Source organism: Escherichia sp. R1, from assembly GCF_003000935.1.
Lineage (GTDB): Bacteria > Pseudomonadota > Gammaproteobacteria > Enterobacterales > Enterobacteriaceae > Escherichia > Escherichia coli.
In genome coordinates this window covers 1-26659 of the sequence record NZ_PSRU01000015.1, presented here as the reverse complement: position 1 = coordinate 26659, position 26659 = coordinate 1, and the positions used below count along the sequence as shown (strand labels likewise).

Here is a 26659-nt window from a genome sequence, read left to right as displayed (position 1 = left end):
TTTCATCCTCAATTAAGACTTACTTCTTTGGCGACGGTCGGTTGTACGCTCTGATACTTTCGCGCCTGGGCAGCCGCTTCCTCAACAGGAATATCCTCAAAGCCGAGCAACAGTGTGAGGATAAACGACAGCACCACCGCCAGCGCCATGACCGCGAACACCCAGACGATGCTCATTGGATTCGCCGGATCGAAGAACTGCACGCTGGTAAATAGCCCCGGCGCTGCCATTGAGTGGCTGGCAAGCCCCGCCATACCGGCAACCGCGCCGCAAATAAAACCGCTGATAAGACTGGCGATAAGCGGACGTTTCAGGCGGATCGCCACGCCATATAACGCCGGTTCGGAAATCCCCGCCATAATGGCTGATGCCGCCGCAGCCAGCGCCGTCTGACGCAGTTCCGGGTTTTTCGTTTTCCACGCCACTGCCAGTGATGAACCGCCCAGCGACAGGTTAGCGCCGATCTCTGACGGCATGACCATCCCTTCTTTGCCGGTTTCGGCAATGGTCTGAATGATGGTTGGCGTAAAGACGCGGTGCATCCCGGTCATTACCAGCAGAGGCCACAGCGCGCCCATAATGGCGACTGAAAGCCAGCCCAGATAACCATGAATGGTGTAAACCAGCGCCGAAATGGCGCTACCGATCCAGATACCAATCGGGCCAATCAGCAGGATTGCCAGCGGTGCGGCAATCAACACAATCAGCATTGGTTTGAGGAAGTTTTTGGTCACCGCCGGTGTAATGCTGTCCACCCAGCGTTCGATATATGACAGGCACCAGGTCATCACCAGCGCCGGGATCACCGTGTAGGTGTATTTCACCGCGGTGACCGGAATCAGGGCAAATTCGACATGTTCACCCTGGGCCGCTTTCGCCATCAGTTCAATAAAACTCGGATGTACCAGCACACCCGCGATGGCAATCGCCAGCGACATATTGGTTTTAAATTTGATGGCGGCAGATGCCGCGACCATCAGCGGCAGGAAGAAGAAAGCACCGTCACCAATCACATTCAGAATGGTTAAGGTCGGCGATCCTTTTGTCAGCACGCCGCTCATCTCGAGGATCATTGCCAGCAGTTTGACCATCGATCCGCCGATAATCGCCGGGATCAGCGGTGACATGGTGCCGATCAGCGCATCGAGGATCCCCGCACCAATGCGACGTAGCGTGAGTTTGGGTTTACCCACGGGCTGTGCGGGCTGCATATCTCCCGGCAGCAGGCTGACGACTTCCTGAAAGGCTTGTGAAACGGTATTGCCGATAATCACCTGACACTGGTTGTCACTACGTACCACGCCGAGCACGCCGGGGATGGTTTTTAACGTCGGGCTGTCGATAAGTGCATCATCTTTGATAACAAAGCGCAACCGCGTCATACAGTGCGTGACCGCCGAGATGTTATCAACGCCGCCCAGTGCCGCTATCACCGAGCGTGCCAGCGCCGCATAATTTTTGGCCATCGGATTTTATCCTGTTATCAGTAGGGTAGATGTAGTTGTTATCAGTCGACGTGACGGAAAAATGCCGATGCTGAAACGGAATTAAGAAACCGGTTTCACAAAATCATGAATAGTTGTCACTAAATAAGCAAGAGAGTGAATTGTTCATTTTTTATATTTGTGAAACCGGTCACCTGAATATTTTTCCCGCCGATTGTGCAAGGACAATCGGCAAACGGTGCAGTACACTGCGTTGATTGCGTGTAAAGGGATGAAAATGATGACGACGATGCTGGAAGTGGCGAAGCGCGCCGGGGTTTCAAAAGCGACCGTTTCCCGCGTGCTTTCAGGTAATGGCTACGTCAGCCAGGAGACTAAAGATCGCGTGTTTCAGGCGGTAGAAGAGAGCGGTTACCGTCCAAACTTGCTGGCGCGCAATCTGTCGGCGAAGAGTACTCAGACGCTGGGGCTGGTAGTGACCAACACGCTTTACCACGGCATTTATTTTAGTGAATTACTCTTTCATGCCGCGCGAATGGCGGAAGAGAAAGGGCGGCAGTTGCTATTGGCAGATGGTAAACACAGCGCAGAAGAAGAGCGCCAGGCGATTCAGTATCTGCTGGATCTGCGCTGCGACGCGATCATGATTTACCCGCGTTTTTTAAGCGTGGATGAGATCGATGACATCATTGACGCGCACAGTCAGCCGATAATGGTGCTTAATCGCCGCCTGCGCAAAAACAGCAGCCATAGCGTCTGGTGCGATCATAAACAGACCAGTTTTAACGCCGTGGCAGAGTTGATAAACGCCGGGCATCAGGAGATTGCTTTCCTTACCGGCTCGATGGATTCCCCCACCAGCATTGAACGTCTTGCCGGGTATAAAGACGCGCTGGCGCAGCATGGTATTGCGCTCAATGAAAAACTTATCGCTAACGGTAAATGGACGCCTGCCAGCGGGGCCGAAGGGGTAGAAATGTTGCTCGAACGTGGGGCTAAATTTAGCGCGTTAGTTGCCAGTAACGACGATATGGCGATAGGTGCGATGAAAGCGTTACACGAGCGCGGCGTAGCGGTGCCAGAGCAGGTGTCAGTTATCGGATTCGATGATATCGCTATTGCCCCCTACACCGTTCCGGCGCTCTCCAGCGTAAAAATTCCGGTGACTGAGATGATTCAGGAAATTATTGGACGGCTGATTTTTATGCTCGATGGCGGGGATTTCTCACCGCCGAAAACCTTCAGCGGAAAACTGATCCGCCGCGACTCACTCATTGCTCCTTCGCGATAAACATTGTCATCACATGTCATCGTCACTAGTGTCGATGACATCGTTTTTCCTGCATTACAGAAATTAATTTCCTTAAATAACAGTAAATTAAAAACTGGCATGATTTGTGAATGTATCGGCGCATTAACTGTCATTGCTGGAGAATTTGATGAACCGTTTCATCATTGCTGACGCGAGTAAATGTATTGGTTGCCGTACCTGTGAAGTAGCGTGCGTGGTTTCTCATCAGGAAAATCAGGACTGTGCATCGCTGACCCCGGAAACTTTTTTACCGCGTATCCATGTCATTAAAGGTGTGAACATTTCCACGGCGACAGTTTGCCGTCAGTGTGAAGATGCACCGTGCGCTAACGTCTGCCCGAATGGTGCTATCAGCCGTGATAAAGGGTTTGTTCATGTGATGCAGGAACGTTGCATTGGTTGCAAAACCTGCGTTGTGGCTTGCCCATATGGTGCGATGGAAGTGGTGGTACGTCCGGTGATCCGCAACAGCGGCGCGGGTCTGAATGTACGGGCTGACAAAGCCGAAGCCAATAAATGCGACCTGTGCAACCATCGTGAAGACGGCCCGGCGTGTATGGCGGCTTGCCCGACTCATGCGCTGATTTGTGTCGATCGTAATAAACTTGAACAACTGAGCGCAGAAAAACGCCGCCGTACGGCGCTGATGTTCTAAAAATCTTACAGAACTGTTCTGGTATCAAAGGAATTCCCGGAAATATTCGTAGAATACGGAGCGGGCGGTATCGCCGACCTGTGACTGCCGGATGCGACGCTGTCGTGTCCGGCAGGGCGGGTTACGCAATTCATGATGGCGGGAATAACTCAATGGCAAAAAACACATCTTGCGGTGTCCAACTGCGTATTCGTGGCAAAGTGCAGGGCGTCGGTTTTCGTCCGTTTGTCTGGCAGCTGGCACAGCAATTAAATCTTCACGGCGATGTCTGTAATGACGGCGATGGCGTAGAAGTCCGGCTGCGGGAAGACCCGGAAACGTTTCTTGTTCAATTGCATCAGCACTGCCCGCCGCTGGCGCGTATTGATAGCGTCGAGCGTGAGCCGTTTATCTGGTCACAACTGCCCACCGAGTTCACTATACGCCAGAGCACAGGCGGCACCATGAATACGCAAATTGTTCCCGATGCCGCTACTTGCCCTGCTTGCCTTGCCGAAATGAATACCCCAGGCGAACGGCGTTATCGTTATCCGTTTATCAACTGTACCCACTGCGGCCCGCGTTTCACCATTATTCGCGCCATGCCTTACGACCGCCCGTTTACCGTGATGGCGGCGTTTCCGCTATGTCCGGCCTGTGACAAAGAGTACCGTGACCCGCTCGATCGTCGCTTCCACGCCCAGCCGGTGGCCTGCCCGGAGTGTGGCCCGCATCTTGAATGGGTAAGTCATGGTGAACATGCGGAACAAGAGGCGGCATTACAGGCAGCTATCGCACAGTTAAAAATGGGCAAAATTGTCGCCATCAAAGGGATTGGCGGATTTCATCTTGCCTGCGATGCACGTAACAGTAACGCGGTGGCGACACTTCGGGCGCGCAAACATCGCCCGGCGAAACCGCTGGCGGTCATGTTGCCAGTGGCTGACGGTTTACCAGACGCTGCGCGCCAGTTGCTTACCACGCCCGCCGCGCCGATTGTGCTGGTGGATAAAAAATACGTTCCTGAGCTTTGTGATGATATCGCCCCTGACCTTAACGAAGTCGGGGTAATGTTGCCTGCGAACCCGCTCCAGCATTTGCTGTTACAGGAACTGCAATGCCCGCTGGTGATGACCTCCGGCAACCTGAGCGGTAAACCACCAGCTATCAGCAACGAACAGGCGCTGGCGGATTTGCAGGGCATTGCCGACGGATTCTTGATACATAACCGCGACATCGTGCAGCGGATGGATGATTCGGTGGTGCGCGAAAGCGGCGAAATGCTGCGCCGTTCGCGGGGGTATGTGCCGGATGCGCTGGCTTTGCCTCCGGGCTTTAAAAATGTTCCGCCTGTGCTGTGTCTCGGCGCGGATCTGAAAAATACCTTCTGCCTGGTGCGCGGTGAACAAGCGGTGTTGAGTCAGCATCTGGGCGATTTAAGTGACGATGGCATCCAGATGCAGTGGCGCGAAGCGTTACGCCTGATGCAAAACATCTACGATTTTACCCCGCAATACGTTGTGCATGACGCGCATCCGGGCTATGTCTCCAGCCAGTGGGCGCGTGAAATGAATCTGCCGACGCAAACGGTACTGCATCATCATGCCCATGCAGCGGCGTGTCTGGCAGAGCATCAGTGGCCGCTGGATGGCGGTGATGTCATTGCTTTGACGCTCGACGGTATCGGTATGGGGGAGAACGGCGCTTTGTGGGGCGGCGAGTGCCTGCGGGTGAACTATCGCGAATGTGAGCACCTGGGCGGCTTGCCTGCAGTGGCGCTTCCGGGTGGCGATTTGGCAGCGAAGCAGCCGTGGCGAAACCTGCTGGCGCAGTGCCTGCGCTTTGTGCCGGAGTGGCAGAATTACTCTGAAACAGCAAGTGTGCAACAGCAAAACTGGAGCGTGCTGGCGCGGGCCATTGAGCGTGGAATTAACGCGCCGCTGGCGTCATCGTGTGGGCGTTTTTTCGATGCAGTGGCGGCGGCACTGGGCTGTGCGCCAGCCACGTTAAGTTATGAAGGTGAAGCGGCTTGTGCTCTGGAGGCGCTCGCAGCCTCATGCCACGGAGTGACGCATCCGGTGACAATGCCGCGGGTGGACAATCAACTGGATCTCGCCACTTTCTGGCAGCAGTGGCTGAACTGGCAGGCACCGGTTAATCAACGCGCGTGGGCGTTTCATGATGCGCTGGCGCAGGGTTTTGCCGCGTTGATGCGTGAGCAGGCCACGATGCGTGGTATCACTACGCTGGTATTTAGCGGCGGGGTTATTCATAACCGTTTGCTGCGTGCACGTCTGGCGCATTATCTCGCTGATTTCACATTGCTCTTTCCACAGAGTTTACCGGCGGGTGATGGCGGTTTGTCTCTGGGGCAGGGGGTTATTGCTGCGGCGCGTTGGTTAGCGGGTGAAGTCCAGAACGGATAAAACGTGTTGCATTTGGACACCATTGCCGGATGCGGCGTAAACGCCTTATCCGGCCTACACATGCGTCCCCGTAGGTCGGATAAGACGCGCCAGCGTCGCATCCGACATTTTAGGCACAGTAGCCCACCTACATCGGCAATGTTTTCAACAATCCAAATGCCTCTTTCATCCGATCCTCACTGACCACAAAGGCGCGAAGCTGGTCAGCATCGTCAACGCCGCGCGCCACCATTCCCTGGCGTTCGGTATTAATTTGCCAGCGTAAATCCTGACGCTGGGTTTCGCCTGCCAGATGCAGCGGTAATTCCGGCGTTTTGATTTTCACCAGCATCGCCGGGAGTTTCAGCGGCGTGTTATTGCCGAGAAGATTTTTTGCCAGCACCATCGCGCTAAGTTGAATCGGCTGGAGGAACGGCAATACCTGACCGTTAATTTCCGCGCAATCGCCCAGCGCGTAAATATCGGTATTACTGGTTTGCAGATAACTATCGACGCAAACGCCGCGATTAATCGTCAGCCCGGCGCGTCGTGCCAGGGCGGTTTCCGGGCGCAGTCCGGTGGCGGCAATTACCGCATCCACTTCGATATTGCGCTGGCGGTCCAGCGTTGCCTGAATGCCAGAATCCGTTTTTTCCAGCCCCTGTAACTGAGATTTCAACAGCAGATGAACGCCCATCTCCGTCAACCGATGCTGCAAGCGGCTGCTGACTTCCGGTGGCATTAACGACGCCAGAATACTGGCAGCGTTGTCGATTAGCGTGACCGCTTTGCCTGCACGACAAAAATCCATCGCCAGTTCGCTACCAATCAAACCACCGCCAACAATCAACACGCGTCGGGCATCCCGCAGTTGCGTTTCACAGGCGCGATACTCTTGCTGACTATTTAACGTCAGCATTAACTCACGCCCAGGCACAGGCGGGACAAAGGCACTGGCACCGGTTGCCAGTACTAGCTTGTCGTATTGCCACTGATTATTCTGGCTTTTCACCACACGGGCTTCGGCATCGATATCCGTCACCCAGGTTTGTGGAAACAGGTGCAGATTAAACTGCTCGGCAAATTCACCCGCCGTCTGGCGGGTAAGGTCATCGGCACGTTGCCCCTGACTGATAACATGGCTGAGGTCAGGTTTGTTGTACTCATCCATGCTGTCGGCGGCAATCAGGGTTAATGGAATAGTGGCGTCCTGTTTGCGAATATTTTTCACCAGTTGGCGGGCGGCGAAGCCCGAACCGATGATCACAATGCCGTTACTCATTTTGCCTCCGATGCCAGTTCTTCAAAGACGTCTTTGCCGAGGGAGCATTCCGGGCAGAGGAAGTTATCCGGGACTTCACTCCACGGCGTTCCTGGCGCAACGTCCTGCATTGGCTCGCCTTTTGCCGGATCGTAAATCCACTGGCAGACGCTGCACTGCATCCGTGGGCCGAGGTCAGCCGTCGTGGTGGCAGAGGTTTCTTCTTTAACTACCGTATTCACCGTGCTCTGCGGCAGCGGCGCGAGCGCCCACTGACGGGCGATTTCGCGACCGTGTTCACGGCATAACTTCAGAGCGTCCTGGTCTGGTCGCCATTTCGCTTTCAGGCTAAGCGACATTTCGAAACCCGCATCCTGCAGGCGCGTGGAAAGACGATCCACCGCACCGCCGCTCCAGCCGTGAGAGCCGAAAGCACTGGCGCGTTTGTTACGGAAGCGTAAACCAGTCATCTCCTCCACCAGCCCGGCGATTTTCGGCATCATCACGTTATTCATCGTCGAAGTGCCGACCAGCACGCCTTTTGAGCGGAAGACATTAGTCAGGATTTCGTTTTTATCGCTTCGGGCGACGTTGAAAATTTTCACCGCCACGCGTGGGTCGGTTTCCGCAATCCCCTGGGCGATAGCGTCAGCCATCATGCGGGTGTTATTCGACATGGTGTCGTAGAAAATGGTGATTCTGTCTTCCTGATAATCAGCCGCCCATTTCAGGTACAGCTCGACAATTTGCGTCGGGTTATCGCGCCATACCACGCCGTGGGAAGTGGCTATCATATCGACTGGTAAGTTAAAGCCCAGGATCTCGGTAATTTTCGGTGTTACCAGGCGGCTGAACGGCGTCAGGATATTGGCGTAGTAACGCTGGCACTGCTCGAAAAGCTCCGTCTGATCCACTTCATCGTTGAACAGATGCTCGTCGCAGTAGTGTTGACCGAAAGCATCGTTACTGAACAGCACCGCGTCGCCTGTCAGGTAAGTCATCATGCTGTCCGGCCAGTGCAGCATTGGTGTTTCGACAAAAATGAGCTGTTTGCCGTTGCCGATATCCAGCGTGTCGCCAGTTTTCACCACATTAAAATTCCACTCCGGATGATGGTGATGACCATTTATCGAGTCGATAGCGTTGGCTGTACAGTAGATCGGCGTATCGGGAATTTGTGCCATCAGTTCGGTCAGCGCCCCAGCGTGGTCCTCTTCTGCATGGTTAATCACGATGTAATCGATATCCGCCAGATCGATTTCATTACGCAGGTTCTGCACAAATTCGCGGCTGAATTTATGGTCGACGGTGTCGATCAGCACGTTTTTTTCTTCGCGGATGAGGTAGCTATTGTAGCTGCTGCCGCGCAGCGTTTTATATTCCGTGCCGTGAAAATCACGCACTTCCCAGTCACGTTGACCAACCCAATGAATGTTATTTTTCACCACAATAGACATAGCAACCTCAATTTATTCAGCGTGTTCTAAAAAGATGTCTTGCTAATTGCAGATTGCGTGCCAGTTTTTTATCTGATTGTTTTTACTCTATAAATAAAATTATGCCCATTAATGAGTAGTCAAAATGACTATCAATCAAATGGTCGATATGACAATATCTATAGTCAAATTGACAGTGAGGCAAAGATGAGTTTTTCCGTTGATGTGCTGGCGAATATCGCCATCGAATTGCAGCGTGGGATTGGTCACCAGGATCGTTTTCAGCGCCTGATCACCACGCTACGTCAGGTGCTGGAGTGCGATGCGTCTGCGTTGCTACGTTACGATTCGCGGCAGTTTATTCCGCTTGCCATCGACGGTCTGGCAAAGGATGTACTCGGTAGACGCTTTGCGCTGGAAGGGCATCCACGGCTGGAAGCGATTGCCCGCGCCGGGGATGTGGTGCGCTTTCCCGCAGACAGCGAATTGCCCGATCCCTATGACGGTTTGATTCCTGGGCAGGAGAGTCTGAAGGTTCACGCCTGCGTTGGTCTGCCATTGTTTGCCGGGCAAAACCTGATCGGCGCACTGACGCTCGACGGGATGCAGCCCGATCAGTTCGATGTTTTCAGCGACGAAGAGCTACGGCTGATTGCTGCGCTGGCGGCGGGAGCGTTAAGCAATGCGTTGCTGATTGAACAACTGGAAAGCCAGAATATGCTGCCAGGCGATGCCACGCCGTTTGAAGCGGTGAAACAGACGCAGATGATTGGCTTGTCCCCTGGCATGACGCAACTGAAAAAAGAGATTGAGATTGTGGCGGCGTCCGATCTCAACGTCCTGATCAGCGGTGAGACTGGAACCGGTAAGGAGCTGGTGGCGAAAGCGATTCATGAAGCCTCGCCACGGGCGGTGAATCCGCTGGTCTATCTCAACTGTGCTGCACTGCCGGAAAGTGTGGCGGAAAGTGAGTTGTTCGGGCATGTGAAAGGAGCGTTTACTGGCGCTATCAGTAATCGCAGCGGGAAGTTTGAAATGGCGGATAACGGCACGCTGTTTCTGGATGAGATCGGCGAGTTGTCGTTGGCATTGCAGGCCAAGCTGCTGAGGGTGTTGCAGTATGGCGATATTCAGCGCGTTGGCGATGACCGTTGTTTGCGGGTCGATGTGCGCGTGCTGGCGGCGACTAACCGCGATTTACGCGAAGAGGTGCTGGCAGGGCGATTCCGCGCCGATTTGTTTCATCGCCTGAGCGTGTTTCCACTTTCGGTGCCGCCGCTGCGTGAGCGGGGCGATGATGTCATTCTGCTGGCGGGGTATTTCTGCGAGCAGTGTCGTTTGCGGCAGGGGCTCTCCCGCGTGGTATTAAGTGCCGGAGCGCGAAATTTACTGCAACACTACAGTTTTCCGGGAAACGTGCGCGAACTGGAACATGCTATTCATCGGGCGGTAGTTCTGGCGAGAGCCACCCGCAGCGGCGATGAAGTGATTCTTGAGGCGCAACATTTTGCTTTTCCTGAGGTGACGTTGCCGACGCCAGAAGTGGCGGCGGTGCCCGTTGTTAAGCAAAACCTGCGTGAAGCGACAGAAGCGTTCCAGCGTGAAACTATTCGTCAGGCACTGGCACAAAATCATCACAACTGGGCTGCCTGCGCGCGGATGCTGGAAACCGACGTCGCCAACCTGCATCGGCTGGCGAAACGTCTGGGATTGAAGGATTAAATAATCCCGGCCTGATAGAAATCCTGCAGGTTTATTGCGCCGGTGAGTTTGCCGTTTTCATCCACCACCGGTGCGGCAGTGATTTTGCGCTTCATCAGGATCTCTTTGGCGTCGATGGCGCGACTTTGCGATTGCAACGTGGTGCCGCCGACCGTCATCGCTTCATTGACTGGCGTGGTGAGTGCGCCGCCGCCAACCAGCCAGCGACGTAAATCGCCGTCGGTAAAGACGCCTTGTACCTGTTGTTGAGCGTCACATACCGCCACCAGCCCCAGACCGGTGCGGCTGAGTTCCAGCATCGCATCCATCACGCTGGCGGTTAACGCCACCTGTGGGATGGCATCGTCACGGCGCATCAGATGATGCACTTTATTCAGCAAGCGAGCGCCCAGTGCCCCGGCTGGGTGGGAGCGGGCAAAATCTTCTTCATTAAATCCGCGCGCCTGCATGACAGCCATCGCCAGCGCGTCACCCATCATCAGGGTATTGACGGTGCTGGAGGTCGGCGCAAGGTGCATCGGGCAGGCTTCGCGTTCTACGGAGATATCCAGCACCGCTTTTGCCGCCAGGCTCAGCGGTGACGTCGGTTTGCCGGTCATCGCCAGCAGCGCGATAGATTTATCTTCCAGACGCGGAATAATCAGATCCAGTTCCTTCGCGCCACCGGAGTAAGAGATAAACAGCATCACATCGCGGCTTTCGATCATCCCCAGATCGCCGTGCAGCGCTTCTGCCGGATGGACAAAAAAAGCCGGAGTGCCGGTACTGGCAAGCGTTGCGGCGATTTTCTTACCAATGTGGCCCGATTTGCCAATTCCCGAAACCACCACTTTGCCTTCACAGTGCAGGATGATATTGGCGGCGCGAACAAAATCATCGCCCAGACGTTCCGGTAAACGGCTTGCTTCCTGCAACTCCAGCATTAACGTCTGACGTCCCGCGTTCAGTAGTGCTTCACTCATTGCTCTCTCCGGTTATGATCACATCGATCCCTTTCTCTTCCAGCGCCTGACGAAACGCCGGATCGATACCTGCGTCGGTAATCAGCTTATCGACGCTTTCAAGACTGCAAACTACGTTGGGGCTTTTACGGCCAAACTTTGATGAGTCCGCCATCAAAATCACTTCGCGCGCGGCATTGCACATTGCCTTACTGACGGTATAAACCTCGTTAAAGGTGGTTACGCCCGCATTGAGATCGATGCCGTCGGTGCCCATAAACAATTTATCGAAGGTGAAATGCTCGAAGGCATTCTCTGCCAGTTGCCCGTGAAATGAGGCCGATTTTTTGCGAAACGTTCCGCCTGGCATCAGGATAGTTTGTTCGTTATCCAGTTCGGATAGCGCATTGACGATATGCAGGCTGTTGGTCATCACCGTGATGTTATTAAAGCGCGAGAGCAGGGGAACCATCTGCAAAACGGTACTGCCAGCATCAAGAATGATCGAATCGCCATCATGGATAAAACTAACGGCAGCTTCTGCAATCAGCTCTTTCTTGTGGGTGTTGATGAGTGTTTTATGATCGATAGGCGGATCGGATTCCTCTTTATTCAACACCACTCCGCCATAAGTACGAATGACGGTTCCGGCATGTTCCAGAATGACCAGATCTTTGCGAATGGTTGTGCCTGTGGTGTCAAAGTATTGCGCCAATTCTTCAACCGAGCATTTACCCTGCTTTTGCAGATACTCCAGAATGGCGGCCTGACGCTGACGAGGTTTCATGGGCGTGATTACCTGATTTAGGTTTCAAAATGATAACTTCGCAAGCAAGTAACATTCACAACGAAATTATCCACGTTTCAGTTTAAGCGCCAATGATAGAGCATTCTGTGATAGTGGATCATGGGGAAAGATCACATCGGGCTGTAAATCACCCGCATGCATACCGGTAATTGCGGGAATTTTTTGCGGTCGGGCGAAGACGGTCAGTCCTTTCATAAACAAGGTGTCGACGATGCGCTGCTGATCGTCCAGCGCGATGGCGACCACGACCCGCGGTTTAAAGCGCCCGCTGGAACGGCCCACGCCAACCCGCCCTTGCTGGCATAGTGTGTCGAAGGCACGGTTAAAACGAGAAATTTGCCAGCCGCCTAAGGCCAGTTGCGCACACCAGGCGATAACGGCGACGGTGATGAGTGCGGATACCATAACTTTTCCTTAATGTAGTGGCGGAAGTCCTGTATGCCTGATGAGCGTAGCGCATCAGGCATTCTATAGTCTCACGGAGATCCTTAATGGATCTCCGCTGTTGATCAGAACATCACCTGACCGCCGGTGACATTGATCGACTGTCCGGTGCAGTACGACGCCTTAGGACTGGCGTAGAACAGCAGCATATTCAGCACATCTTGATAATCGCAGCCGCGTTTGAGCGGTACTTTGTCGATGTAATACTGCTCGACTTGATCCGGTTTGATACCCAGCTTGGTCGCGTATTGTGGCAACAGTGACTGGAACATCGGCGATTTCAGCAGGTTACCGAGCATCAGTGAATGCACCGTAATGCCGTACTCCGCCAGATCCAGCGCCAGTGATTGAGTCAGCCCGACGCCACCAAATTTCGCTGCGCTGTAGCCAGAGTTGTGTTTGCTGCCCACTTTGCCGGATTTCGAGTTGATCTGAATAATGCGCCCCTGAATCCCGTCGCGGATCATCAAACGCGAAAATTCACGCGCACACAGGAAATAACCCACCAGATTCACCTGTAGCGAACGGTCAAAATCGCCGAGCTGGAAGTCGCTGATAAAGGCTGCTTTTGCTATTCCGGCGCTGTAGACCAGCAAATCCACGCGACCAAAGATTTCATCTACCCCACGAGAGAGCGCCAGAACGCTTTGCTCGCTAGTGGCGTCAGCACCAAAACCGTACGCCATACTTTCACCATATTCGGCGTTAATTTCTTGTGCCACATTTGCGGCTTTGTCGCTCTGAATATCGACAACCGCCACGCGATACCCCTCGGCAGCCAGACCGTGGCACAGGAACGCGCCTAAGGTTTGCCCACCACCGATGACAACGGCAACCTGATTCATTTTTTACTCCTTAACAGATTCAAACTTCAAAACCGATCCCGGCGCGATATCGTCGGGTACAGGGCCTGCCACATGGACAGTGCCCGGAAATTCCGCTTCGCTTAAACCATCGAAGCGCAGGGTGACATGACCCAGTTCGCGAAGGTTGTCTTCCGCCACGCTGCCAACGGCGGTCACCGGATAGCGATGCCGCCCGAGAGAAAATTGCAAACCGGGATGGAGTGCACCTTTTAACTCGCCGTGGCAATGAATGAAGCAATACTCTTCGAGATCCGCAGGCGCGCCTTCACGAAAGGTGATGAGCATCTGGTCGCTGAGGGCGTCAGTGGCACTCGCGCCAATACGGGTGATGGTGGTCTGATAAATAACGGTCATGTTTCAGCCTCTATTGATAGATAAAACCGGAGACAAACCAGGCGATCAGTACAGTTGGCGCGCCGGTTAAAAAGCGGCTCACCAGAACAGAAGGGACACCGACGCGAACCGTGTCCTGACGAGCTTCCGCCAGCGACAAACCGACCGGGATGAAGTCGCAGGCCGCCTGCGCGTTGATGGCAAACAGTGCAGGTAAAGCCAGATGCGGCGGAATATTGCCGAGACCAATCTGCACGCCAATCAATACGCCGATAACCTGTGCGATAACTGCGCCTGGGCCGAGGAAAGGTGAAAGCAGCGGGAAGGAGCAGATGAGCGCCAGCATGACCAGACCCAGTGGATGGCTCGCCAGCGGAGCAAGACCGTGGGCAATCCAGTTACCAAGGCCAGAAGCCATAATGATTCCGATAAGCGCCGAGACGAACGCCATAAACGGCAGAATGGTTTTTAATACAGTGTCGATGGTGTCACGGCCAGACTGGAACAGCACGGCAACGGCAGAACCCATACCCATTCCCACCTTCGCCAGTAAACCATCGCTTTGTTCGGTGATTTTCTTGCTGGTGTCATAGTCACGGCCCACGGAAGAGGGTTGTGGTGTCGCATCACCCACTACAGTGATGTTTTCTTCTTTTACGCCAGAGACATAAATATCTTCCACAATGTACTGCGCCAGCGGGCCGGACTTGCCCGTCGAGTGGATATTAATGGTGGGAATACGCCGTTTCGGATAGATGCCGCAGCGTAATGTGCCGCCACAGTCGATTACCGCGACACCAATTTCCGCCTCCGCGGGTTCACCTTCTTTAAATCCGTCGATAGCTTGCCAGCCAGTAAGCTGTGCCAGTTTGTCAACAATCGCAGGTCGGGTACCGGCGGTGATATAGACGATTTTTTTGCCCGGCGTGGCTTCCAGCTCAAGCGGGCCGCCCCAGCCACCCGTTCCTTTTTCGATCCGAATGCGTATCATGATGTTGCTCCTGCCAGACGAACTTTTTGTTCAAGTTGAATGCCCATCTTTTTCTCGAAAATGGCGGTGGTCAGATCGGTTACCCAGCCGCGGAAGAAGTTGGTGACCAGACCAACCAGCAGATAGCTCACCGCCAGTGGGCCAAGTGGCAGATTCAGCGTCGTCAGACCGCTGGCAATGCCAAGATAAACAAACAGTTCGCCAGGGTTGATATGAGGGAAGAGGCCATTCATTGAGTGGCAGCTATAAGAGGCCGCTGCGTAGTAGCTGGGTTTGTATTTTTCCGGCATAAAGCGACCAAGACTTAAGGTCATCGGGTTACAAAAGACAAACGTACCAATGCACGGTAGCAGCAGGTAACGGGAAACAGGGTTACCGGCGCAACGTTGAGCAAATCGTTCAATACGATGCTGACCGATAAAATTAATCAATGCGTTCATGATAACCAGCAGGCTAATTAACAGCGGAAGAATGCCGGTTACCATCCCGGTAAACACTTCTCCGCCTTTCTGGAACAGCCCGATGAACCACTCTGCGCCATGAGTAATGGTTTCTATCATTGTTCTCTCCTTCAGTATTTATTGTTTTATTACCAAACGGCAATCTAATCTAATCAGATTGAAAGATTTAAAAGTGTTATTTTGATCGCAAAATGAAAGATAAATATTTTATTTTGAAAGTTTGTATAAAGAAGGTAGTGAGGAGAATGAGTTGATTATGTAAAGTCCGTATCGGGCAGTGACTACCGCTTCCTTGTGCGGGGCGGGATGCTTTACCATACTTGCCCCTGGTTGAATCTGTTAAATGGACCCCTCATGTTCAAGCGTCGTTATGTAACATTGCTTCCCCTTTTTGTGTTGCTTGCCGCCTGTAGCAGCAAGCCAAAACCTACTGAGACTGAAACGACCACCGGAACGCCGTCTGGCGGCTTCCTGCTTGAGCCGCAGCACAATGTGATGCAGATGGGCGGTGACTTCGCCAATAACCCGAATGCCCAGCAGTTCATCGACAAAATGGTGAACAAACACGGTTTCGATCGTCAGCAGTTGCAGGAAATTCTCTCCCAGGCGAAACGTCTGGATTCGGTACTGCGGCTGATGGATAACCAGGCACCAACCACATCGGTGAAACCGCCATCAGGTCCGAACGGCGCATGGCTGCGTTATCGCAAAAAATTTATTACGCCGGACAACGTGCAGAACGGTGTGGTTTTCTGGAATCAGTATGAAGATGCGTTGAATCGCGCGTGGCAGGTGTATGGTGTACCGCCGGAAATTATCGTCGGGATTATCGGCGTTGAAACCCGCTGGGGGCGCGTGATGGGGAAAACTCGCATCCTCGATGCGCTGGCAACGCTGTCATTTAACTACCCACGCCGCGCGGAGTATTTTTCTGGCGAGCTGGAAACCTTCCTGCTGATGGCGCGCGACGAGCAGGACGATCCGCTCAATCTGAAAGGTTCCTTTGCCGGGGCGATGGGCTACGGACAGTTTATGCCGTCGTCTTACAAACAATATGCGGTAGATTTCAGCGGCGACGGGCATATCAACCTGTGGGATCCGGTTGATGCGATCGGTAGCGTGGCGAATTATTTCAAAGCGCACGGCTGGGTGAAAGGCGATCAGGTCGCGGTAATGGCAAACGGTCAGGCGCCAGGCTTGCCAAATGGCTTCAAAACCAGGTACAGCATTTCGCAGCTTGCCGCGGCAGGTTTAACGCCACAGCAGCCGCTGGGCAACCATCAACAAGCCAGCCTGCTGCGTCTGGATGTCGGTACCGGTTACCAGTACTGGTACGGTCTGCCGAACTTCTACACCATTACCCGTTATAACCACAGCACCCATTACGCAATGGCGGTCTGGCAGTTAGGACAAGCCGTGGCGCTGGCGCGCGTGCAGTAACTATTTGCCAGAGGGGGGCGTGAGCTTCCCTCTGGCTAATCAGCTTTTTTCTGAATCCTCCTCGTAAAATTGCAACGCCAACACCATCTTCCTGACGAAAGTGCTATCTTGTCCGGCATAAATTTATGACTGACAGAGGTTGTGATGACTGACAGTGAACTGATGCAGTTAAGCGAACAGGTTGGGCAGGCGCTGAAAGTCCGTGGCGCAACCGTAACAACTGCTGAGTCTTGTACCGGCGGTTGGGTAGCGAAAGTGATTACCGATATTGCCGGTAGCTCCGCCTGGTTTGAACGCGGATTTGTCACCTACAGTAACGAAGCCAAAGCGCAGATGATCGGCGTGCGCGAAGAGACGCTGGCGCAGCATGGCGCGGTGAGTGAACCCGTCGTGGTGGAAATGGCGATAGGCGCACTGAAAGCGGCTCGTGCTGATTACGCCGTGTCTATTAGTGGTATCGCCGGGCCGGATGGCGGCAGTGAAGAGAAGCCTGTCGGCACCGTCTGGTTTGCTTTTGCCACTGCCCGTGGTGAAGGCATTACCCGGCGGGAATGCTTCAGCGGTGACCGTGATGCGGTGCGTCGTCAGGCTACTGCGTATGCATTGCAGACCTTGTGGCAACAATTTCTACAAAACACTTGATACTGTATGAGCATACAGTATAATTGCTTCAACAGAACATATTGACTATCCGGTATTACCCGGCATGACAGGAGTAAAAATGGCTATCGACGAAAACAAACAGAAAGCGTTGGCGGCAGCACTGGGCCAGATTGAGAAACAATTTGGTAAAGGCTCCATCATGCGCCTGGGTGAAGACCGTTCCATGGATGTGGAAACCATCTCTACCGGTTCGCTTTCACTGGATATCGCGCTTGGGGCAGGTGGTCTGCCGATGGGCCGTATCGTCGAAATCTACGGACCAGAATCTTCCGGTAAAACCACGCTGACGTTGCAGGTGATCGCCGCAGCGCAGCGCGAAGGTAAAACCTGTGCGTTTATCGATGCTGAACACGCGCTGGACCCAATCTACGCACGTAAACTGGGCGTCGATATCGACAACCTGCTGTGCTCCCAGCCGGATACCGGCGAGCAGGCACTGGAAATCTGTGACGCCCTGGCACGTTCTGGCGCAGTAGACGTTATCGTCGTTGACTCCGTGGCGGCACTGACGCCGAAAGCGGAAATCGAAGGCGAAATCGGCGACTCTCACATGGGCCTTGCGGCACGTATGATGAGCCAGGCGATGCGTAAGCTGGCGGGTAACCTGAAGCAGTCCAACACGCTGCTGATCTTCATCAACCAGATCCGTATGAAAATTGGTGTGATGTTTGGTAACCCGGAAACCACTACCGGTGGTAACGCGCTGAAATTCTACGCCTCTGTTCGTCTCGACATCCGTCGTATCGGCGCGGTGAAAGAGGGCGAAAACGTGGTGGGTAGCGAAACCCGCGTGAAAGTGGTGAAGAACAAAATCGCTGCGCCGTTTAAACAGGCTGAATTCCAGATCCTCTACGGCGAAGGTATCAACTTCTACGGCGAGCTGGTTGACCTGGGCGTGAAAGAGAAGCTTATCGAGAAAGCAGGCGCGTGGTACAGCTACAAAGGTGAGAAGATCGGTCAGGGTAAAGCGAATGCGACTGCCTGGCTGAAAGATAACCCAGAAACCGCGAAAGAGATCGAGAAGAAAGTACGTGAGTTGCTGCTGAGCAACCCGAACTCAACGCCGGATTTCTCTGTAGATGACAGCGAAGGCGTAGCAGAAACTAACGAAGATTTTTAATCGTCTTGTTTGATACACAAGGGTCGCATCTGCGGCCCTTTTGCTTTTTTAAGTTGTAAGGATATGCCATGACAGAATCAACATCCCGTCGCCCGGCATATGCTCGCCTGTTGGATCGTGCGGTACGCATTCTGGCGGTGCGCGATCACAGTGAGCAAGAACTGCGACGTAAACTCGCGGCACCGATTATGGGCAAAAATGGCCCGGAAGAGATTGATGCCACGGCAGAAGATTACGAGCGCGTTATTGCCTGGTGCCATGAACATGGCTATCTTGATGACAGCCGATTTGTTGCGCGCTTTATCGCCAGCCGTAGCCGCAAAGGTTATGGACCTGCGCGTATTCGTCAGGAACTGAATCAGAAAGGTATTTCCCGCGAAGCGACAGAAAAAGCGATGCGTGAATGTGACATCGACTGGTGCGCACTGGCGCGCGATCAGGCGACGCGAAAATATGGCGAACCTTTGCCAACTGTCTTTTCAGAAAAAGTTAAGATCCAGCGTTTTCTGCTCTATCGTGGCTATCTGATGGAAGATATCCAGGATATTTGGCGAAATTTTGCCGACTGAACGCATACGGGATTTTACTTCCCAGTCAAGAAAACTTATCTTATTCCCACTTTTCAGTTACCAGCCGGGCGGTTAACGACACGCAACGGCTGGTAGCGATATTTCGTTAGCTTGATTTCAGGATAATTATGAGCAAGAGCACCGCTGAGATCCGTCAGGCGTTTCTCGACTTTTTCCATAGTAAGGGACATCAGGTAGTTGCCAGCAGCTCCCTGGTACCCCATAACGACCCAACTCTGTTGTTTACCAACGCCGGGATGAACCAGTTCAAGGATGTGTTCCTTGGGCTCGACAAGCGTAATTATTCCCGCGCTACCACTTCCCAACGCTGCGTGCGTGCGGGTGGTAAACACAACGACCTGGAAAACGTCGGTTACACCGCGCGTCACCATACCTTCTTCGAAATGCTGGGCAACTTCAGCTTCGGCGACTATTTCAAACACGATGCCATTCAGTTTGCATGGGAACTGCTGACCAGCGAAAAATGGTTTGCCCTGCCGAAAGAGCGTCTGTGGGTTACCGTCTATGAAAGCGACGACGAAGCCTACGAAATCTGGGAAAAAGAAGTAGGGATCCCGCGCGAACGTATTATTCGCATCGGCGATAACAAAGGTGCGCCATACGCATCTGACAACTTCTGGCAGATGGGTGACACTGGTCCGTGCGGCCCGTGCACCGAAATCTTCTACGATCACGGCGACCACATTTGGGGCGGCCCTCCGGGAAGTCCGGAAGAAGACGGCGACCGCTACATTGAGATCTGGAACATCGTCTTCATGCAGTTCAACCGCCAGGCCGATGGCACGATGGAACCGCTGCCGAAACCGTCTGTAGATACCGGTATGGGTCTGGAGCGTATTGCTGCGGTGCTGCAACACGTTAACTCTAACTATGACATCGACCTGTTCCGCACGTTGATCCAGGCGGTAGCGAAAGTCACTGGCGCGACCGATCTGAGCAATAAATCGCTGCGCGTAATCGCTGACCACATTCGTTCTTGTGCGTTCCTGATCGCGGATGGCGTAATGCCGTCCAACGAAAACCGTGGTTATGTACTGCGTCGTATCATTCGTCGCGCAGTGCGTCACGGCAATATGCTCGGCGCGAAAGAAACCTTCTTCTACAAACTGGTTGGTCCGCTGATCGACGTTATGGGCTCTGCGGGTGAAGACCTGAAACGCCAGCAGGCGCAGGTTGAGCAGGTGCTGAAGACTGAAGAAGAGCAGTTTGCCCGTACTCTGGAGCGCGGTCTGGCGCTGCTGGATGAAGAGCTGGCAAAACTTTCTGGTGATACGCTGGATGGTGAAACTGCTTTCCGCCTGTACGACACCTACGGCTTCCCGGTTGACCTGACGGCTGATGTTTGTCGTGAGCGCAACATCAAAGTTGACGAAGCTGGTTTTGAAGCAGCAATGGAAGAGCAGCGTCGTCGTGCGCGCGAAGCCAGCGGCTTTGGTGCCGATTACAACGCAATGATCCGTGTTGACAGTGCATCTGAATTTAAAGGCTATGACCATCTGGAACTGAACGGCAAAGTGACCGCGCTGTTTGTTGATGGTAAAGCGGTTGATGCCATCAATGCAGGCCAGGAAGCTGTGGTCGTGCTGGATCAAACGCCATTCTATGCGGAATCCGGCGGTCAGGTTGGTGATAAAGGCGAACTGAAAGGCGCTAACTTCTCCTTCGCGGTGGAAGATACGCAGAAATACGGCCAGGCGATTGGCCACATCGGTAAACTTGCTGCGGGTTCTCTGAAAGTGGGCGACGCTGTGCAGGCTGATGTTGATGAGGCTCGTCGCGCCCGTATTCGTCTGAATCACTCCGCAACGCACCTGATGCACGCTGCGCTGCGCCAGGTTCTGGGTACTCATGTATCGCAGAAAGGTTCACTGGTTAACGACAAAGTGCTGCGCTTCGACTTCTCACACAACGAAGCGATGAAACCAGAAGAGATTCGTGCGGTCGAAGACCTGGTGAACGCACAGATTCGCCGTAACTTGCCGATCGAAACCAACATCATGGATCTCGAAGCGGCGAAAGCGAAAGGTGCGATGGCGCTGTTTGGCGAGAAGTATGATGAGCGCGTACGCGTGCTGAGCATGGGCGATTTCTCCACCGAGCTGTGTGGCGGTACTCACGCCAGCCGCACTGGTGATATTGGTCTGTTCCGCATCATCTCTGAATCGGGTACTGCTGCAGGCGTTCGTCGTATCGAAGCGGTGACCGGAGAAGGCGCTATCGCCACCGTTCATGCAGACAGCGATCGCTTAAGCGAAGTCGCGCATCTGCTGAAAGGCGATAGCAATAATCTGGCTGATAAAGTGCGTTCAGTACTGGAACGTACGCGTCAGCTGGAAAAAGAGTTACAACAGCTTAAAGAACAAGCTGCCGCACAGGAGAGCGCAAATCTTTCCAGTAAGGCAATTGATGTTAATGGTGTTAAGCTGTTGGTTAGCGAGCTTAGCGGTGTTGAGCCGAAAATGTTGCGTACCATGGTTGACGATTTAAAAAATCAGCTGGGGTCGACAATTATCGTGCTGGCAACGGTAGCCGAAGGTAAGGTTTCTCTGATTGCAGGCGTATCTAAGGACGTCACAGATCGTGTGAAAGCAGGGGAACTGATTGGTATGGTCGCTCAGCAGGTGGGCGGCAAGGGTGGTGGACGTCCTGACATGGCGCAAGCCGGTGGTACGGATGCTGCGGCCTTACCTGCAGCGTTAGCCAGTGTGAAAGGCTGGGTCAGCGCGAAATTGCAATAATATAAGCGTCAGGCAATGCCGTGGACTCGCTTCACGGCATTCGCATTAACGCTATCGACAACGATAAAGTCAGGTTGAAGTTGTGTATATCGGCTAAACTTAGGTTTAACAGAATGTAATGCCATGACTGCTTAGATGTAATGTGTTTGTCATTGCTTACTTTTTGGCGTTATATGATGGATAATGCCGGGATACAGAGAGACCCGACTCTTTTAATCTTTCAAGGAGCAAAGAATGCTGATTCTGACTCGTCGAGTTGGTGAGACCCTCATGATTGGGGATGAGGTCACCGTGACAGTTTTAGGGGTAAAGGGCAACCAGGTACGTATTGGCGTAAATGCCCCGAAGGAAGTTTCTGTTCACCGTGAAGAGATCTACCAGCGTATCCAGGCTGAAAAATCCCAGCAGTCCAGTTACTAATCTTTCCGCGTCTCATCTTTATCGGTGAGACGCACCCTCAAAATTTCTCTTTCACTCCATTGTCTTTTCGCTTTACTCCCGTTCATTCAACTTAAGTCTCCATTTTTTTGCATTACTGCTATCTGTCAGACCTCCGTTTTTCTGTTGATAAAACACTCTTTTTGACGTTTTTACAGACTAATTGAGCATGAAGTGTGCAAACGATAAAAGTGTGGGAAAAATTGTTTGACTTATAAGTCTCAGAAAGTAATATGTGCGCCACGCAGCGACGATGAGCGATAAACAAGTTCTTCGAAGCACTCGTAAGAGGCGTGTGGTGAGGTGGCCGAGAGGCTGAAGGCGCTCCCCTGCTAAGGGAGTATGCGGTCAAAAGCTGCATCCGGGGTTCGAATCCCCGCCTCACCGCCATTTGCATCCGTAGCTCAGCTGGATAGAGTACTCGGCTACGAACCGAGCGGTCGGAGGTTCGAATCCTCCCGGATGCACCATCTCTTACTTGATACGACTTTAGTGGCGGTATCAAAAAATCTGCAGTAAAGTAAGTTTCCCGATGCATCCGTAGCTCAGCTGGATAGAGTACTCGGCTACGAACCGAGCGGTCGGAGGTTCGAATCCTCCCGGATGCACCATCTCTTACTTGATATGGCTTTAGTGGCGATATCAATATCAGCAGTAAAATAAATTTTCCCGATGCATCCGTAGCTCAGCTGGATAGAGTACTCGGCTACGAACCGAGCGGTCGGAGGTTCGAATCCTCCCGGATGCACCATCTCTTACTTGATATGGCTTTAGTAGCGATATCAATATCAGCAGTAAAATAAATTTTCCCGATGCATCCGTAGCTCAGCTGGATAGAGTACTCGGCTACGAACCGAGCGGTCGGAGGTTCGAATCCTCCCGGATGCACCATATTCTCCGTAACCTTCAGCAATGAAGGTATCGAAGAGGTAGCGGTATTAACCGCAGGCACCAGGGAGGATAACGTTGCGCCAGCAGCGGCCCGAAGGGCGAACGCCAGTGAGTCATCCTCCCGGATGCACCATCTTCTCAAAAAAATTTCCTTCAAAAATATCTCATTTCTAAATAACTACTTTATCCATTTCCTGAATTTTCTTCTCCTTCTCCATCAGCGACAAAATCAAGCAATTACGCTAAAGTAGCGTCATATTTTTCTACTTGCGAGAAGACCATGTACGAGCGTTATGCAGGTTTAATTTTTGATATGGATGGCACCATCCTGGATACCGAGCCTACGCACCGTAAAGCGTGGCGCGAAGTATTAGGGCACTACGGTCTTCAGTACGATGTTCAGGCGATGATTGCGCTTAATGGCTCGCCCACCTGGCGTATTGCTCAGGCGATTATTGAGCTGAATCAGGCCGATCTCGACCCGCATGCGTTAGCGCGTGAAAAAACAGAAGCAGTAAGAAGTATGCTGCTGGATAGTGTCGAGCCGCTTCCTCTTGTTGAAGTGGTGAAAAGCTGGCATGGTCGTCGCCCAATGGCTGTAGGAACGGGGAGTGAAAGCGCCATCGCTGAGGCATTGCTGGCACACCTGGGATTACGCCGTTATTTTGACGCCGTCGTCGCTGCCGATCACGTCAAACACCATAAACCCGCGCCAGACACATTTTTGTTGTGCGCGCAGCGTATGGGCGTGCAACCGACGCAGTGTGTGGTCTTTGAAGATGCCGATTTCGGTATTCAGGCGGCCCGTGCAGCAGGCATGGACGCCGTGGATGTTCGCTTGCTGTGAGTGAAGCGTTATCGCTTTTCTCGTTGTTTGCCAGTAGTTTTCTCAGCGCTACACTATTACCCGGCAACTCCGAAGTCGTGCTGGTGGCAATGTTGCTTTCCGGAGTGAGTCATCCCTGGGTTTTAGTTTTAACAGCAACAATGGGTAATAGCCTTGGAGGGTTAACTAACGTTATCCTTGGGCGTTTCTTTCCATTGCGTAAAACATCGCGCTGGCAAGAGAAAGCTACCGGCTGGCTGAAACGCTATGGTGCAGTCACGCTATTATTAAGCTGGATGCCCGTGGTTGGCGATTTACTGTGTCTGTTAGCGGGATGGATGCGCATCTCGTGGGGACCGGTAATCTTTTTTTTGTGCCTTGGTAAAGCGTTACGCTATGTTGCAGTTGCAGCAGCGACCGTTCAGGGCATGATGTGGTGGCACTAATTGTAGGCCTGCACATATGGTCACCATTACAGTTATGCTAATTAAAACGATTTTGACAGGCGGGAGGTCAATTTGATCCCGGACGTATCACAGGCGCTGGCCTGGCTGGAAAAACATCCTCAGGCGTTAAAGGGGATACAGCGTGGGCTGGAGCGCGAAACTTTGCGTGTTAATGCTGATGGCACACTGGCAACAACAGGTCATCCTGAAGCATTAGGTTCTGCACTGACCCATAAATGGATTACTACCGATTTTGCGGAAGCATTGCTGGAATTTATTACACCAGTGGATGGTGATATTGAACATATGCTGACCTTTATGCGCGATCTGCATCGCTATACGGCGCGCAATATGGGCGATGAGCGGATGTGGCCGTTAAGTATGCCATGCTATATCGCAGAAGGTCAGGACATCGAACTGGCACAGTACGGCACTTCTAACACCGGTCGCTTTAAAACGCTGTACCGTGAAGGGCTGAAAAATCGCTACGGCGCGCTGATGCAAACCATTTCCGGCGTGCACTATAATTTCTCTTTGCCAATGGCATTCTGGCAAGCGAAGTGCGGTGATATCTCGGGCGCTGATGCCAAAAAGAAAATTTCTGCGGGCTATTTCCGCGTTATCCGCAATTACTATCGTTTCGGTTGGGTCATTCCTTATCTGTTTGGTGCGTCTCCAGCGATTTGTTCTTCTTTCCTGCAAGGAAAACCAACGTCGCTGCCGTTTGAGAAAACCGAGTGCGGTATGTATTACCTGCCGTATGCGACCTCTCTTCGTTTGAGCGATCTTGGCTATACCAATAAATCGCAAAGCAATCTTGGTATCACCTTCAATGATCTCTACGAGTACGTGGCGGGCCTTAAACAGGCAATCAAAACGCCATCGGAAGAGTACGCGAAGATTGGTATTGAGAAAGACGGTAAGCGGCTGCAAATCAACAGCAACGTGCTGCAGATTGAAAACGAACTGTACGCGCCGATTCGTCCAAAACGCGTTACCCGCAGCGGCGAGTCGCCTTCTGATGCGCTGTTACGTGGCGGCATTGAATATATTGAAGTCCGCTCGCTGGACATCAACCCGTTCTCGCCGATTGGTGTAGATGAACAACAGGTGCGATTCCTCGACCTGTTTATGGTCTGGTGTGCGCTGGCTGATGCACCGGAAATGAGCAGTAGCGAACTTGCCTGTACACGCGTTAACTGGAACCGGGTGATCCTCGAAGGTCGCAAACCGGGCCTGACGCTGGGTATCGGCTGCGAAACTGCGCAGTTCCCGTTACCGCAGGTGGGTAAAGATCTGTTCCGCGATCTGAAACGCGTCGCGCAAACGCTGGATAGCATTAACGGCGGCGAAGCGTATCAGAAAGTGTGTGATGAACTGGTCGCCTGCTTCGATAATCCTGATCTGACTTTCTCTGCCCGTATCTTAAGGTCTATGATTGATACTGGTATTGGCGGAACAGGCAAAGCGTTTGCTGAAGCGTACCGTAATCTGCTGCGTGAAGAGCCGCTGGAAATTCTGCGCGAAGAGGATTTTGTCGCCGAGCGCGAGGCGTCTGAACGCCGTCAGCAGGAAATGGAAGCCGCTGATACCGAACCGTTTGCGGTGTGGCTGGAAAAGCACGCCTGACAGAAAAGAAAAAGGCCACTCGTGAGTGGCCAAAATTTCATCTCTGAATTCAGGGATGATGATAACAAATGCGCGTCTTTCATATACTCAGACTCGCCTGGGAACAAAGAGTTCAGAAAATTTTTAAAAAAATTACCGGAGGTGGCTAAATGCCGTTGTTAGATAGCTTCACAGTCGATCATACCCGGATGGAAGCGCCTGCAGTTCGGGTGGCAAAAACAATGAACACCCCGCATGGCGACGCAATCACCGTGTTCGATCTGCGCTTCTGCGTGCCGAACAAAGAAGTGATGCCAGAAAGAGGGATCCATACCCTGGAGCACCTGTTTGCTGGTTTTATGCGTAACCATCTTAACGGTAATGGCGTAGAGATTATCGATATCTCGCCAATGGGCTGCCGCACCGGTTTTTATATGAGTCTGATTGGTACGCCAGATGAGCAGCGTGTCGCTGATGCCTGGAAAGCGGCAATGGAAGACGTGCTGAAAGTGCAGGATCAGAATCAGATCCCGGAACTGAACGTCTACCAGTGTGGCACTTACCAGATGCACTCGTTGCAGGAAGCGCAGGATATTGCGCGTAACATTCTGGAACGTGACGTGCGCATCAACAGCAACGAAGAACTGGCGCTGCCGAAAGAGAAGTTGCAGGAACTGCACATTTAGTCAGTAAACTATCTTCACAATTAATTGAATAAATATCCTCCGGCATAGCCGGAGGTTTTTCAAATGCGCCTATAAGGCTCTCTTACCAGCCGCGCCCTAACAGGCGCACACGATCTGACATTTGCATCCAACTTCGTTACTTACGGCCCGTAAA

At 52.8% G+C, this 26659-nt stretch carries 24 protein-coding genes and 5 tRNA genes; 19 read left to right on the top strand and 10 right to left on the bottom strand.

Annotated elements, in window-relative coordinates; genetic code table 11:
* Positions 1-8: 8 nt before the first annotated feature.
* Entirely contained in the window at positions 9-1466 is a 1458-nt protein-coding gene (gene ascF / locus C4F37_RS17850) for a PTS cellobiose/arbutin/salicin transporter subunit IIBC (RefSeq protein WP_001107828.1), read from the bottom strand.
* A 259-nt stretch (positions 1467-1725) separates the two neighbouring features.
* Between ascF and ascG the strand changes: the two genes are divergently transcribed.
* From ascG to hypF, 3 genes are all read left to right on the top strand, one after another.
* The gene (gene ascG, locus C4F37_RS17845; protein WP_001394680.1) at positions 1726-2736 is read left to right on the top strand and encodes a DNA-binding transcriptional regulator AscG; all 1011 of its coding nucleotides are present in this window, start codon (positions 1726-1728) and stop codon (positions 2734-2736) included.
* Positions 2737-2884: 148 nt separating this feature from the next.
* On the top strand, positions 2885-3412 hold the full coding sequence (hydN, locus tag C4F37_RS17840; RefSeq protein WP_001078777.1) for an electron transport protein HydN: 528 nt from the start codon (positions 2885-2887) through the stop codon (positions 3410-3412).
* Between the two features lie 152 nt (positions 3413-3564).
* Positions 3565-5817 carry a carbamoyltransferase HypF gene (gene hypF, locus C4F37_RS17835; protein ID WP_001774025.1) on the top strand — a complete coding sequence of 751 codons (2253 nt, stop codon included), beginning with the start codon at positions 3565-3567 and terminating at the stop codon, positions 5815-5817.
* A gap of 127 nt (positions 5818-5944) precedes the next feature.
* Here the strand turns inward: hypF and norW are convergent, their stop codons facing one another.
* Entirely contained in the window at positions 5945-7078 is a 1134-nt protein-coding gene (gene norW / locus C4F37_RS17830) for an NADH:flavorubredoxin reductase NorW (RefSeq protein ID WP_000064752.1), read from the bottom strand.
* Positions 7075-8514, bottom strand: a complete 1440-nt coding sequence (norV, locus tag C4F37_RS17825; protein ID WP_000029634.1) for an anaerobic nitric oxide reductase flavorubredoxin — start codon at positions 8512-8514, stop codon at positions 7075-7077. The genes norW and norV overlap by 4 nt, the downstream gene beginning before the upstream one ends.
* 186 nt (positions 8515-8700) lie before the next feature.
* On the opposite strand from norV, the gene norR reads away from it, so the two are divergent.
* A complete protein-coding gene (gene norR / locus C4F37_RS17820) occupies positions 8701-10215 on the top strand; it encodes a nitric oxide reductase transcriptional regulator NorR (protein WP_000010749.1) in 1515 nt (504 codons plus the stop codon).
* Here the strand turns inward: norR and gutQ are convergent.
* The 7 genes from gutQ to srlA form a co-directional block, all read right to left on the bottom strand.
* Entirely contained in the window at positions 10212-11177 is a 966-nt protein-coding gene (gene gutQ / locus C4F37_RS17815; RefSeq protein ID WP_001774024.1) for an arabinose-5-phosphate isomerase GutQ, read from the bottom strand. The genes norR and gutQ overlap by 4 nt on opposite strands.
* Positions 11170-11943 (bottom strand): glucitol operon DNA-binding transcriptional repressor SrlR, encoded by a 774-nt coding sequence (gene srlR / locus C4F37_RS17810; RefSeq protein WP_000804550.1) that lies wholly within the window; start codon positions 11941-11943, stop codon positions 11170-11172. The genes gutQ and srlR overlap by 8 nt, the downstream gene beginning before the upstream one ends.
* Before the next feature lie 66 nt (positions 11944-12009).
* Positions 12010-12369: a transcriptional regulator GutM gene (gene gutM / locus C4F37_RS17805; RefSeq protein WP_000252908.1), complete on the bottom strand. Its 360-nt coding sequence runs from the start codon at positions 12367-12369 to the stop codon at positions 12010-12012.
* A gap of 104 nt (positions 12370-12473) precedes the next feature.
* Positions 12474-13253, bottom strand: coding sequence for a sorbitol-6-phosphate dehydrogenase (srlD, locus tag C4F37_RS17800; RefSeq protein ID WP_001077358.1), 780 nt, complete (start codon positions 13251-13253; stop codon positions 12474-12476).
* A 3-nt stretch (positions 13254-13256) separates the two neighbouring features.
* A complete protein-coding gene (gene srlB, locus C4F37_RS17795; protein ID WP_000216207.1) occupies positions 13257-13628 on the bottom strand; it encodes a PTS glucitol/sorbitol transporter subunit IIA in 372 nt (123 codons plus the stop codon).
* 10 nt (positions 13629-13638) lie between these two features.
* On the bottom strand, positions 13639-14598 hold the full coding sequence (gene srlE / locus C4F37_RS17790; protein ID WP_001539421.1) for a PTS glucitol/sorbitol transporter subunit IIB: 960 nt from the start codon (positions 14596-14598) through the stop codon (positions 13639-13641).
* Positions 14595-15158: a PTS glucitol/sorbitol transporter subunit IIC gene (gene srlA, locus C4F37_RS17785; RefSeq protein ID WP_000573324.1), complete on the bottom strand. Its 564-nt coding sequence runs from the start codon at positions 15156-15158 to the stop codon at positions 14595-14597. Before srlA ends, srlE begins: the two co-directional genes overlap by 4 nt.
* Before the next feature lie 255 nt (positions 15159-15413).
* On the opposite strand from srlA, the gene mltB reads away from it, so the two are divergent.
* The 15 genes from mltB (at position 15414) to luxS (ending at position 26505) form a co-directional block, all read left to right on the top strand.
* Positions 15414-16499: a lytic murein transglycosylase B gene (gene mltB, locus C4F37_RS17780; protein WP_000476837.1), complete on the top strand. Its 1086-nt coding sequence runs from the start codon at positions 15414-15416 to the stop codon at positions 16497-16499.
* A 144-nt stretch (positions 16500-16643) separates the two neighbouring features.
* Positions 16644-17141: a nicotinamide-nucleotide amidase gene (gene pncC / locus C4F37_RS17775; RefSeq protein ID WP_000132236.1), complete on the top strand. Its 498-nt coding sequence runs from the start codon at positions 16644-16646 to the stop codon at positions 17139-17141.
* A 79-nt stretch (positions 17142-17220) separates the two neighbouring features.
* Positions 17221-18282, top strand: a complete 1062-nt coding sequence (recA, locus tag C4F37_RS17770) for a recombinase RecA (RefSeq protein ID WP_000963143.1) — start codon at positions 17221-17223, stop codon at positions 18280-18282.
* Positions 18283-18350: 68 nt separating this feature from the next.
* A complete protein-coding gene (recX, locus tag C4F37_RS17765) occupies positions 18351-18851 on the top strand; it encodes a recombination regulator RecX (protein ID WP_000140506.1) in 501 nt (166 codons plus the stop codon).
* A 128-nt stretch (positions 18852-18979) separates the two neighbouring features.
* On the top strand, positions 18980-21610 hold the full coding sequence (gene alaS, locus C4F37_RS17760) for an alanine--tRNA ligase (RefSeq protein WP_000047170.1): 2631 nt from the start codon (positions 18980-18982) through the stop codon (positions 21608-21610).
* A 234-nt stretch (positions 21611-21844) separates the two neighbouring features.
* Positions 21845-22030, top strand: a complete 186-nt coding sequence (csrA, locus tag C4F37_RS17755) for a carbon storage regulator CsrA (protein ID WP_000906486.1) — start codon at positions 21845-21847, stop codon at positions 22028-22030.
* 315 nt (positions 22031-22345) lie between these two features.
* Positions 22346-22438 (top strand) — tRNA-Ser (locus C4F37_RS17750).
* 3 nt (positions 22439-22441) lie between these two features.
* Positions 22442-22518, top strand: a tRNA-Arg gene (locus C4F37_RS17745).
* 64 nt (positions 22519-22582) lie between these two features.
* Positions 22583-22659 (top strand) — tRNA-Arg (locus C4F37_RS17740).
* Positions 22660-22722: 63 nt separating this feature from the next.
* Positions 22723-22799: transfer RNA gene (locus C4F37_RS17735), tRNA-Arg, on the top strand.
* Between the two features lie 63 nt (positions 22800-22862).
* Positions 22863-22939, top strand: a tRNA-Arg gene (locus tag C4F37_RS17730).
* A gap of 280 nt (positions 22940-23219) precedes the next feature.
* Entirely contained in the window at positions 23220-23786 is a 567-nt protein-coding gene (yqaB, locus tag C4F37_RS17725) for a fructose-1-phosphate/6-phosphogluconate phosphatase (protein WP_000273309.1), read from the top strand.
* A complete protein-coding gene (locus C4F37_RS17720; RefSeq protein WP_001287462.1) occupies positions 23783-24211 on the top strand; it encodes a YqaA family protein in 429 nt (142 codons plus the stop codon). Before yqaB ends, C4F37_RS17720 begins: the two co-directional genes overlap by 4 nt.
* Before the next feature lie 72 nt (positions 24212-24283).
* Positions 24284-25840: a glutamate--cysteine ligase gene (gshA, locus tag C4F37_RS17715; protein WP_001539417.1), complete on the top strand. Its 1557-nt coding sequence runs from the start codon at positions 24284-24286 to the stop codon at positions 25838-25840.
* A 149-nt stretch (positions 25841-25989) separates the two neighbouring features.
* Positions 25990-26505 carry an S-ribosylhomocysteine lyase gene (luxS, locus tag C4F37_RS17710; RefSeq protein WP_001130208.1) on the top strand — a complete coding sequence of 172 codons (516 nt, stop codon included), beginning with the start codon at positions 25990-25992 and terminating at the stop codon, positions 26503-26505.
* The last annotated feature ends 154 nt before the right edge of the window (positions 26506-26659 follow it).

Excerpts from the sequence above, each read along its gene's own strand:
- gutM (WP_000252908.1), bottom strand. The coding sequence starts at position 12,369 with ATGGTATCCGCACTCATCACCGTCGCCGTTATCGCCTGGTGTGCGCAA.
- luxS (WP_001130208.1), top strand. The coding sequence starts at position 25,990 with ATGCCGTTGTTAGATAGCTTCACAGTCGATCATACCCGGATGGAAGCG.
- ascF (WP_001107828.1), bottom strand. The coding sequence starts at position 1,466 with ATGGCCAAAAATTATGCGGCGCTGGCACGCTCGGTGATAGCGGCACTG.
- gutQ (WP_001774024.1), bottom strand. The coding sequence starts at position 11,177 with ATGAGTGAAGCACTACTGAACGCGGGACGTCAGACGTTAATGCTGGAG.
- recA (WP_000963143.1), top strand. The coding sequence starts at position 17,221 with ATGGCTATCGACGAAAACAAACAGAAAGCGTTGGCGGCAGCACTGGGC.
- srlA (WP_000573324.1), bottom strand. The coding sequence starts at position 15,158 with ATGATAGAAACCATTACTCATGGCGCAGAGTGGTTCATCGGGCTGTTC.
- csrA (WP_000906486.1), top strand. The coding sequence starts at position 21,845 with ATGCTGATTCTGACTCGTCGAGTTGGTGAGACCCTCATGATTGGGGAT.
- ascG (WP_001394680.1), top strand. The coding sequence starts at position 1,726 with ATGACGACGATGCTGGAAGTGGCGAAGCGCGCCGGGGTTTCAAAAGCG.
- hypF (WP_001774025.1), top strand. The coding sequence starts at position 3,565 with ATGGCAAAAAACACATCTTGCGGTGTCCAACTGCGTATTCGTGGCAAA.
- mltB (WP_000476837.1), top strand. The coding sequence starts at position 15,414 with ATGTTCAAGCGTCGTTATGTAACATTGCTTCCCCTTTTTGTGTTGCTT.
- norR (WP_000010749.1), top strand. The coding sequence starts at position 8,701 with ATGAGTTTTTCCGTTGATGTGCTGGCGAATATCGCCATCGAATTGCAG.
- norW (WP_000064752.1), bottom strand. The coding sequence starts at position 7,078 with ATGAGTAACGGCATTGTGATCATCGGTTCGGGCTTCGCCGCCCGCCAA.
- srlD (WP_001077358.1), bottom strand. The coding sequence starts at position 13,253 with ATGAATCAGGTTGCCGTTGTCATCGGTGGTGGGCAAACCTTAGGCGCG.
- pncC (WP_000132236.1), top strand. The coding sequence starts at position 16,644 with ATGACTGACAGTGAACTGATGCAGTTAAGCGAACAGGTTGGGCAGGCG.
- hydN (WP_001078777.1), top strand. The coding sequence starts at position 2,885 with ATGAACCGTTTCATCATTGCTGACGCGAGTAAATGTATTGGTTGCCGT.
- yqaB (WP_000273309.1), top strand. The coding sequence starts at position 23,220 with ATGTACGAGCGTTATGCAGGTTTAATTTTTGATATGGATGGCACCATC.
- recX (WP_000140506.1), top strand. The coding sequence starts at position 18,351 with ATGACAGAATCAACATCCCGTCGCCCGGCATATGCTCGCCTGTTGGAT.
- srlE (WP_001539421.1), bottom strand. The coding sequence starts at position 14,598 with ATGATACGCATTCGGATCGAAAAAGGAACGGGTGGCTGGGGCGGCCCG.
- srlR (WP_000804550.1), bottom strand. The coding sequence starts at position 11,943 with ATGAAACCTCGTCAGCGTCAGGCCGCCATTCTGGAGTATCTGCAAAAG.
- alaS (WP_000047170.1), top strand. The coding sequence starts at position 18,980 with ATGAGCAAGAGCACCGCTGAGATCCGTCAGGCGTTTCTCGACTTTTTC.
- srlB (WP_000216207.1), bottom strand. The coding sequence starts at position 13,628 with ATGACCGTTATTTATCAGACCACCATCACCCGTATTGGCGCGAGTGCC.
- norV (WP_000029634.1), bottom strand. The coding sequence starts at position 8,514 with ATGTCTATTGTGGTGAAAAATAACATTCATTGGGTTGGTCAACGTGAC.